We start from the raw sequence: 9024 nt of genomic DNA, 5'->3' as shown, positions 1-9024 counted from the left end.
CGAAAGATTGGCTCCTTTTTTTGGTATATACACCAGCCGTTTAATTTTCAATGATGTCTGCCTCTTATTGCTAGCTTCCATTTACAACAGTCATTTAGATGTAACATGACATGTCTGGTAGGAGGCATTAATAAAATACCAGCTATATCTTTTTTAGCCCAGAAATCAAGCAACCAAATCGAATCTTCATGATTTGTGATACCACCTTCTTCTAATATCCGGCTTATCCTTTGAGTTGGGATTTTGCGACGTATATCATCGGGAGATAAGGTTCGGATGATTTCTCTGCTTTTTCGTCCTACTTCATTCCTGTATTCTAAGAGTTCTTGAATACGTAGACTTTTGCTTAGCTGAATAATCTGGTTATCAGATAAGGCATTTCCTGTGTCTCTGATAGGGGAATTCATTCGGGTTTGCCAGTCTTCATTGAAGATCTGCTTTTCCCCGTTAACTAATATATTCATGGTCAGATCCTCAATTCTGCTGATATGCCATAATACCCAAGCGATGGTTTCATCTTTCGCTGTAGGCATAATGGCATATTCATCCTCTCTTAAATCTCCGACTAGCTCATCGACCTCGTTTCTCTCATTACCAGACACCACAGAGAGGTGTAATTTTCCATGAATCTCAAGAAAGAGCTCCTTGGTTTGCTCTATTAATTCCGGTTTACGGATAATGCGGTTTAGTTCTTTATGTGATTCGCTTAATCCGGCTCCAAAGTATTTCATTTTGGGGATTATTGGTAGCGTACGGCTGTCCCGGCGGCGGTAACCATCAGCATGCTTCCGCTTCCTCCTACGGTCTCATAATCTAGATCTACGGCGATTACAGCGTTTGCGCCCATTCGTGCCGCATGATCGCTCATTTCTTTCAAGGCCGTTTCTTTCGCTTCGCGTAAGACACTCTCGTAAGAACCTGCACGTCCTCCGACAATATCCCGGATGCCTGCGAAGAAATCTTTGAATACATTCGCTCCGATGATCGTTTCACCGGATACGATTCCGAAGTACTGGGTAATTTCTTTTCCTTCGATCGTGTTAGTTGTTGTGAGTAACATAGCTTTTCAATTTAATCGTTTGAGGGCAAATATAAGATAAAGGGCGAACTAGTGTACTGATTCGCCCTTTGTTTTTATGTTTCTTTATATGAATTTATTTTACCGGTTGATCGGTCATGATAAACTCAAGCTTACCTCCATTTATGATATCGGAGTGGCTGATGAAAGGAGTCTCTAGGACTTTACCGTTTAGCTTGACTTCTTTAACGTATTTATTGGCGGGATTATTGTTGGTCGCCACGATCTCGAAAATACCACCTTTTACGTGCATAGAAGCCTTATTTACCATCGGACGGCCCAATGTGTAAACCGGAATACCCGGACTTACCTGATAGAAACCTAGGGCGCTCATGACATACCAAGCAGACATCTGTCCGCAATCCTCATTACCGATGATACCATCCGGTTCGTTCGTGTAGAAATTCTGCATGATATAATCTAAATACCCTTGCCCTTTCCATGGAGAATCTGTCCAGTTATAAAGATAGGCCATATGGTGGCTCGGCTCGTTTCCATGAGCGTATTGGCCGATCAATCCGGTAATATCTCCGGAGGCTTCCGCCCCGTCAATCTGGGAAGAGGTGGTGAACAGGGTGTCTAAACGTGTTTCCAACTCTTTCTTGCCACCGATAGCGGCGATGAAGTTATCCATATCATGTGGTGCGAAGAAACTCCATTGGAAGGCATTCCCTTCGGTATAGTCGCTTTTCATATGCGAAGAATAGCGAGGGTTGAATGGAGTACGGAAAGAACCGTCGCCCATTACCGGACGCATCATTTTCGTCTCGGGATCTAAATAGCGTTTGTAGTATTCGGCTTTCTTGGCATACTCATTCGCCAACTCTATATTACCTGCCTTCTTGGCGATTTGGGAGATACACCAATCCTCGTATGCCATCTCCAATCCCCACGATACGGATTCAGGAACAGAATCGGCGGGGACGAAACCATATTTCTCCTTATAGTAAGGATGCATCGTGATCAGATCCAGCTCACGGGTTCCTCTGAACTTCTCGGCAAGATCCTCACGGTAAACGGAAGAACGTGCGCCGGCTTCCGCCCACGTGCTCATATCACCTTCCGCTAAATCTTTCGCTACAAGGTCGGCGAGGACCGAGACGGCCGGATATCCTACCATACAACCTGTATAACTAGAGGCTAAAGGCCATTTGGGTAATATTCCACCTTCTTTATAACCTTGCACGAGTACCTTACCCCAATCAGTCGCTAGGGCTGGATTAATGATTGTCATTAACGGATGAAGCGCACGGAACGTATCCCACAAGGAGAATACGGAATAATTTACGTAACCCGGTTCGGCGGTATGCACTTTCTTGTCCATACCCAGATAACGTCCGTCCACGTCTTGATAAGCGAAGGGGGCGATCATGGTATGGTAGAGCGCCGTATAGAAATTGACCATGACTTTCGGATCTGCCTCGATCTGGATCAAGTTTAACGCCTCGTTCCAAATATGCGTTGATTCCTCACGGGTCTTATCGAAATCCCATCCGGGCAATTCTGTCTCGAGATTCTTCTCGGCGCCTTCCGGATCGACTACGGATAAGGCTACTTTTACATAAAGCGGTTGTGCCTTTTCAGCGAATTTGTAATGGAACTTCAAATCTTCTGCCGTATTTAGGCGTAAGAACAAGGAGTCTTTACGTAATTTCCCTCCGATGTATTGGTATACGGTCTCGATCGGTTCCGAGAAAGTAATCCGATAGGACATAGAATGGAAATGCGCCCAACCTTGTGTCTTCACGGTACCTTCCACCGTGGAGTCGTTTACAAGTAAATATTGGTTACCGATCAGCTTATGTCCCCAGTTCGGTTGAAGGATATGCCCTAAGTCAAGCAGGACACGACGTTCTTTGGGATTGTCGTATGTATATTTGTGGAAACCTACACGATCCGTAGAAGTCAATTCCACGTTGATGCCAAAGTTATCCAAGCGTACGGCATAATACCCCGGTGTCGCTTTCTCAGTGTCTTTCTTGAAGGTAGCTACTGGTTTGATGGAATCTCCACCGGAGAAAGGTAATAAAGCTACGTCACCCAGATCGCCGATACCCGTACCAGAAAGATGCGTGTGGCTGAACCCGTAGATATGGTCATCATCATAATGGTAACCACTACTTGCGTCCCATCCCAAGATATGGGTATCCGGGCTTAGTTGTACCATCGCGTACGGACGGGTAGCTCCGGGGAATGTGTGTCCATGGAACCCGGTTCCGATGAATGGGTCTACATACCTCACCTCATCTTGTAGTCGCGGCGACTCCGGCGCTTGCTTGCATCCTACCAGCAGGCAGGCAAGAGCGGCCTGAAAAAATAAGATCGTTCTTTTCACTGTTATTATTGATTTAGTTTGTAATAAGCGAATTATCAATCATCTGTCACAAAGATAATGGCTTTGGGGGAATATTGGAAATTTCCTTTTAAAATCTGCAACCTTTTTCGGGCTTGGCTCGTCTTATAGATAAAAAAGTATGGGAACAAACGAATTTACGACAAAGATATTGCCGCTGAAGAATAACCTTTTCCGGGTTGTTTTCCGGATTACCGGAGACGTGGAGCAGTCTGAGCAGATCGTTCAGGAAGCCCTGCTTAAGGTTTGGGAAGACCGGGATAGCTGGATTGTCATTGAGAACTTACCTTCCTATTGCATGATGGTAGCGCGTAATCTGGCATTGAGGGAAACGTATTCCGGAAATAAGGAAAGGATGGAGCGGTATGCGGTAAGGTAATCTGTTTATGGATCGTGTATGGACTATCAACGAATAAATAAGTTGCTGGATAAATATTGGGAATGCGCCACATCCGTGGAGGAAGAGCGGGAATTACGCCAGTTTTTCTCCTCAGCGGTGGTACCTCCCGACTTATTACCCTATAAGGCTTGGTTCGTATCTCATGAGGCCGAGGCATTACCTCCCTTGGGGAAAGAATTTGATGCTCGTATATTAGAACATATCTCGGAAGATCGAAAATTAATCACTACATTTGGAACGTTATTTAAATCTATTACTCATTTAATTCATAAGATTATGGGAACGAACATGAAGAAAGCCTTTACCACCCTTTTATGCCTTTTGTTTTGTATCACGATCTCGGCACAGGATAAAGCCGCAGATCTCAGTAAGCTCGTAGGCGATTGGTCCTTCTCTGCCCCCGACGCTCCGTATGGATATCAAGATGGAAGTTTTCAGATAAAGCAAGAGAACGGCAAGTTGACCGCTAAAGTGAATATACAAGGTAGTACCTTGGAGATAAATGATATCAAGGCGAAAGGAGATACCTATACCAGCTCTTTTTATGTGGATGGAACGCCTGTAGACTTAACTATGACCCAGAAAGGAAATGAGTTAGAGGGAATGGCCGACGCCGGAGGTATGCAGATTCCCGTGAAATTCAAGAAAACGAAGAAGTAACCGCTTTGTGGTACTGTGAGTTTCTGTTAACTTCGCGGCAAAAACTACAAAAGGATGTTTACAGTAATCGGAATCATGTTCTGCGGCATTGCCGTCGGGTATTTCTTTCGTAAAGTAGAATTGCTGCAAAAGATCGGTAAGCCTATTTCTTATACGATTCTTCTTCTTTTGTTCCTGCTGGGAATTTCGGTAGGGGCCAATGAGTCTATCGTGAATAATCTTACGACGTTGGGCGGGCAAGCCTTGTTGATCGCTTCGGCCGGTACGTTGGGTAGCGTCTTGGCGGCGTGGGGAGTTTATCATTTCTTTTTTAAGGAAAGGAGCCGGGGATGAAAGGGAGTTTGATCGTCGTGGGCTTCTTTGCCTTGGGGTGCTTGCTGGGATGGAGCGGTTATCTGCCCGGGGTCATTATCGAGAATGATATAACGGTTTATGTACTTTACCTCTTGATGTTTCAAGTAGGGATTAGCATAGGAAGCGATAAGAAACTGAAAGATATTTTATCGAGTATACGGCCGAAACTCTTATTGGTGCCTCTGGCTACTATTATCGGGACGTTGAGCTTCTCCGCCCTGATCAGCCTTGCTCTTACCAAATGGAGCGTGTTCGATTGTTTGGCGGTCGGAAGCGGTTTCGCCTATTATTCATTATCCTCCATCTTGATAACAGAGCTAAAAGAACCGACGCTGGGGGCTCAATTGGCGGCGGAGTTAGGAACGATCGCCTTGATCGCTAATATTATCCGTGAGATATTCGCCTTGCTGGGCGCTCCGTTGTTCGTTAGATATTTCGGAAGGCTATCTCCGATCTGCGCGGGAGGAGCTACTACGATGGATACGACATTGCCGATTATCACCCGTTATTGTGGAAAGGATTTGGTCTTTGTCTCTATCTTTCACGGAATCTTGGTGGACTTCACGGTTCCGTTTTTCGTTTCTTTCTTCTGTTCGATGTGAGTGAAAGAGGCTTCCGAGATCTCGGAAACCACCTTGCAAGGTTGAAAAGTCATTTCCGAGGCCTCGGAAGGCATTTTACAAGGTTGAAAAGTCATTTCTGAGGCCTCGGAAGGCATTTTACAAGGTTGAAAAGTCATTTCTGAGGCCTCGGAAGGCATTTTACAAGGTTGAAAAGTCGTTTCTGAGGCCTCGGAAGGCATTTTACAAGGTTGAAAAGTCATTTCTGAGGCCTCGGAAGGCATTTTACAAGGTTGAAAAGTCGTTTCTGAGGCCTCGGAAGGCATTTTACAAGGTTGAAAAGTCATTTCCGAGGCCTAGAAAAGCTATTTTACAGTTTGCAGCATCACTTCTACCGCTCTTTTTAATTGCGTGTCCTCGCCGGAGAGCTGCGCCTCGGGAGTATTGTACACCTCGACATCCGGTTGCAATTGTTGGTTTTCCAGATAATTGCCTTGCATATCTTTCACGCCTACTTGCGGGATACCGAACACCAAGGTCGGATCGATTTGCGTTTCCCACCATACGGCTGTCATGGTTCCCGGAACCGGGGCGCCGATCAGCTTGCCGATACCTAAGGTCTTATAAACCCAAGGGAAACCATGAGCGTTCGAATAATTATCCTCGCACATCAAGACACAGGACGGTTTGGTCCACTTATTGTAAGGATCGCTACCGATGTATTGTCCGCGAGGCTCGAAGCGCTGATACTCCTTGCCGCTCAATAAGGTAGCCAGATCATCATGCAACCAGCCACCTCCGTTATGGCGGGTATCCACGATCACGGCTTTCTTATTCCGGCAACGGCCTAATAAGGCGGAATAGACCTCGCGGAAACTCTCGCTGTTCATACCTCTTACATGTACATATCCGATTTGCCCGTTCGATAATTTATCTACGGTTTCTTGGCAATTCTCGATCCATCTTTTATAAAGGAGGTTCGATTGCTCTCCGTTACTGATCGCTTTTACCTGTTCCTCGAAACGCTGTTTGCTGGTAGGATCATAGACAGAAAGCATTACTTTCTTACCGACTTTACCGCTTAGCAGTGGATAATAATCGGCGTCTTTCTTTATCGGTGTTCCGTCTATCTTCTCGATGATACAGCCTTTCTTTATCTGGCTGTCGGCCAATGTCAGCGGGCCTTTGGCGATGATTTCCTCGATCTTCAATCCGTCGCCCGTGTATGCGTTATCGAAGAAAGCGCCTAAGCTGGCGGTTTCCGGCCCGGTTAGTCCCGGATTGTAACGAGCGCCCGTATGGGAGCCGTTCAACTCGCCCAATAGCTCGGAAAGCATCTCTTGGAAATCAAAATTGTTGTTGATATGCGGAAGGAAACGGGCGTAAGCGGTCTCATACCCTTTCCAATCCATGCCCCGGAGTGTCGGATCATAGAACTTATCCAAGACTTGACGCCAAGCGTGATGGAAGATATAAGCACGCTCCTCTGCCGGACGATAAGCGAACTCGGCCTTGAAAGCGATCGGTTTTTCCTTGCTATCCTTCAACTCTATCTTTTTCAGTTTACCGCCGGCGGTAAGATAGAGGTTCTCTACTTTCTTATCGGCGAATAGAGTGCCTCGACCGACATTCTTGAGCAGTAATTTAGTGGACTTTTCCTTCAAGTCGTGTTCCCATAAATCAAAGCCTTTCTCGAAAGCGGCGCAATAATATAGTTTATCTCCTTTCGGGGCGAGTACGGCGTCTCCCAATGAGGATGAATTAGCGGTCAGGCGAATAATCCGGTCCTTGCGGTTCTCCAAATCAAACTTCAAGGGGGCTACAGGCTTATCCTTATCCTCTTTTTTCTTATCGGAATCTTTATCGGATGTCTTATCCTCGTCCTTATCTTTGTTTTCATCCGCTTCTACCAAGGCCAGTTCTTCTTTACTGAGGCGGAATTTATCGTAAGCCTCACCGTCGAAGAACATGATGTACACATCCCGCTCAGCACCCCAGCTACCGTGGCTGCGGAAACCGGCACGGTCGGAGGACCAGATCATGGCCTTACCGTCTAATACCCATTTCGCGTCGCCATCCGAATAACCGCTTTCCGTCAGGTTCGTTACCTCGCCGCTACCGTCCGCTTTCACGAGGGCGATATCCGTATTGTTCCATCCTCCGACGGAGATGTAATCTACCAAGAACCACTTGCTGTCTGGCGACCATTGGAAATGCTGGTCTCCATCGCTATACGAATAGAGGTATTTCCCGTCCAATACGGTGCGGACCTGCTTGGTCTTTCGGTTGATAACACGTAAGGTGGTGCGGTTCTCAAGGAAAGCCACCTCGTTACCATCCGGAGAGTATAAGGGTTGGAACGAGGTTTGTCCGGAGACGACAAGAGGCTCCTCTTTCAATTCCGGGGCGTACGTGAATTGCTTATCTTCGTCACGTGTAAGTTTACTTTCGTAGATTCCCCATGTTCCTTCCCGTTCGGCGGAATATACCAATGAACGTCCGTCGGGGCTGAAATCTATATTGCGCTCTTGTTGTGGCGTGTTCGTGATTTGACGAGTCGTCTCGTATTCAATAGAAGTTACGTAAACATCGCCACGAGTGATAAACGCTACCTCTTTTCCATTCGGGGAGACGGCGATATCCGTAGCTCCATCGGTCAGAAGACGATGGATCACGTCGTTCTCGATCTTATCCGCGACGATCTGGATATTCACCTTGGCAGGTTTCTGGCCTTCCTTAACGGTATAGATCTCGCCGTCGTAACTATAGCATAGAGTCCCGGAATTATCGGAGGTAAGGAAACGCACGGGGTGGGTGGTATGCGTCGTGATTTGTTTCTCGCTGTTGCCTGCCAAATCCTTCTTGAAGATGTTAAAGCTTCCTTTCTCCTCGCTTAGGTAATAGAAAGACGCCCCATCCGCGGCCCATACAGGATTACGATCCTCACCGCCAAAAGTGGTTACTTTCTGGAAAGAGCGATCTTTTCCAAGCGTACATAACCAGATATCACGGGTGATAGAAGATTGATGATGCTTGCGCCAAGGGTCCTCGTAACCTTTGTAGTCATTGTATAATAATTTACTGCCATCTTTGCTGAGGGCTATATTTTCCATGTATAACGAAGAATATAAATCCGGCCTTCCTCCGTCCGTGCTTATCTCATAGACTTGCATAAAGCGGGTGCCGGGGAATTGGATATCCTTGGCGTCTTGCAATACGTTGGCCAGATACAAGATGTGTCCGTTATCCTTAAAGGTAGTGGGATATTCGTTTGTGGAGTGGGTGGTGAGCCGCTTGGGTTCCCCTCCCTCCTTGTTCATGAGAAATACATCGAAGTTGCCGCTACGGTTGGAGGCGAAGGCTATTCTCTGTCCGTCGGGCGACCAGACCGGACGGGTATCATGCGCCGGATGTGTTGTCAACTGCCGGGCTTTTCCTCCGGAAGAAGGGACCGTGTAGATATCCCCTTGGTAAGAAAATGCGATCGTCTGCCCGTCCGGGGAGATCGCACAGTAACGCATCCATAACGGACTGTCGTCTGCTTGCGCCGCCGCCGATAAAAATAACGCCAGCGCAGGAATCATCAAGTTTTTCATGTGTACTCTATTTTAGATTTACA

8 protein-coding genes are annotated in these 9024 nt (G+C 46.7%); 4 read left to right on the top strand and 4 right to left on the bottom strand.

Annotated features, from left to right (window positions below):
• Nucleotides 1-47: 47 nt before the first annotated feature.
• The 3 genes from DW205_RS03715 to DW205_RS03705 form a co-directional block, all read right to left on the bottom strand.
• Entirely contained in the window at nucleotides 48-731 is a 684-nt protein-coding gene (locus DW205_RS03715; RefSeq protein ID WP_005866506.1) for a DinB family protein, read from the bottom strand.
• An 8-nt stretch (nucleotides 732-739) separates the two neighbouring features.
• Nucleotides 740-1060, bottom strand: coding sequence for a YbjQ family protein (locus DW205_RS03710; RefSeq protein WP_005860908.1), 321 nt, complete (start codon nucleotides 1058-1060; stop codon nucleotides 740-742).
• A 94-nt stretch (nucleotides 1061-1154) separates the two neighbouring features.
• The gene (locus DW205_RS03705; RefSeq protein ID WP_005866509.1) at nucleotides 1155-3413 is read right to left on the bottom strand and encodes a GH92 family glycosyl hydrolase; all 2259 of its coding nucleotides are present in this window, start codon (nucleotides 3411-3413) and stop codon (nucleotides 1155-1157) included.
• Nucleotides 3414-3552: 139 nt separating this feature from the next.
• Between DW205_RS03705 and DW205_RS03700 the strand changes: the two genes are divergently transcribed.
• From DW205_RS03700 to DW205_RS03685, 4 genes are read left to right on the top strand one after another with little or no spacing between them, the layout of a single operon-like run.
• Nucleotides 3553-3810: an RNA polymerase sigma factor gene (locus DW205_RS03700; protein ID WP_005866511.1), complete on the top strand. Its 258-nt coding sequence runs from the start codon at nucleotides 3553-3555 to the stop codon at nucleotides 3808-3810.
• A gap of 18 nt (nucleotides 3811-3828) precedes the next feature.
• Nucleotides 3829-4491 (top strand): hypothetical protein, encoded by a 663-nt coding sequence (locus DW205_RS03695; RefSeq protein WP_005866513.1) that lies wholly within the window; start codon nucleotides 3829-3831, stop codon nucleotides 4489-4491.
• A 54-nt stretch (nucleotides 4492-4545) separates the two neighbouring features.
• Entirely contained in the window at nucleotides 4546-4824 is a 279-nt protein-coding gene (locus DW205_RS03690; RefSeq protein WP_005860915.1) for a LysO family transporter, read from the top strand.
• On the top strand, nucleotides 4821-5447 hold the full coding sequence (locus DW205_RS03685) for a lysine exporter LysO family protein (RefSeq protein WP_005866516.1): 627 nt from the start codon (nucleotides 4821-4823) through the stop codon (nucleotides 5445-5447). Before DW205_RS03690 ends, DW205_RS03685 begins: the two co-directional genes overlap by 4 nt.
• A gap of 323 nt (nucleotides 5448-5770) precedes the next feature.
• On the opposite strand, the gene DW205_RS03675 is transcribed toward DW205_RS03685, so the two are convergent.
• Nucleotides 5771-9001: a S41 family peptidase gene (locus DW205_RS03675; RefSeq protein WP_005866521.1), complete on the bottom strand. Its 3231-nt coding sequence runs from the start codon at nucleotides 8999-9001 to the stop codon at nucleotides 5771-5773.
• Nucleotides 9002-9024: the final 23 nt, after the last annotated feature.

The sequence above is a fragment of the Parabacteroides sp. AM17-47 genome, from assembly GCF_003434625.1.
Classification (GTDB): Bacteria; Bacteroidota; Bacteroidia; order Bacteroidales; family Tannerellaceae; genus Parabacteroides; species Parabacteroides distasonis.
Note: the sequence above shows the minus strand (reverse complement) of the source record. Positions and strands in the feature narration are given on the sequence as shown.

Bases quoted from the DNA above. Each gene is read 5' to 3' on its own strand.
- DW205_RS03715 (WP_005866506.1), bottom strand. From the start codon at position 731: ATGAAATACTTTGGAGCCGGATTAAGCGAATCACATAAAGAACTAAAC.
- DW205_RS03710 (WP_005860908.1), bottom strand. From the start codon at position 1,060: ATGTTACTCACAACAACTAACACGATCGAAGGAAAAGAAATTACCCAG.
- DW205_RS03700 (WP_005866511.1), top strand. From the start codon at position 3,553: ATGGGAACAAACGAATTTACGACAAAGATATTGCCGCTGAAGAATAAC.
- DW205_RS03695 (WP_005866513.1), top strand. From the start codon at position 3,829: ATGGACTATCAACGAATAAATAAGTTGCTGGATAAATATTGGGAATGC.
- DW205_RS03690 (WP_005860915.1), top strand. From the start codon at position 4,546: ATGTTTACAGTAATCGGAATCATGTTCTGCGGCATTGCCGTCGGGTAT.
- DW205_RS03685 (WP_005866516.1), top strand. From the start codon at position 4,821: ATGAAAGGGAGTTTGATCGTCGTGGGCTTCTTTGCCTTGGGGTGCTTG.
- DW205_RS03675 (WP_005866521.1), bottom strand. From the start codon at position 9,001: ATGAAAAACTTGATGATTCCTGCGCTGGCGTTATTTTTATCGGCGGCG.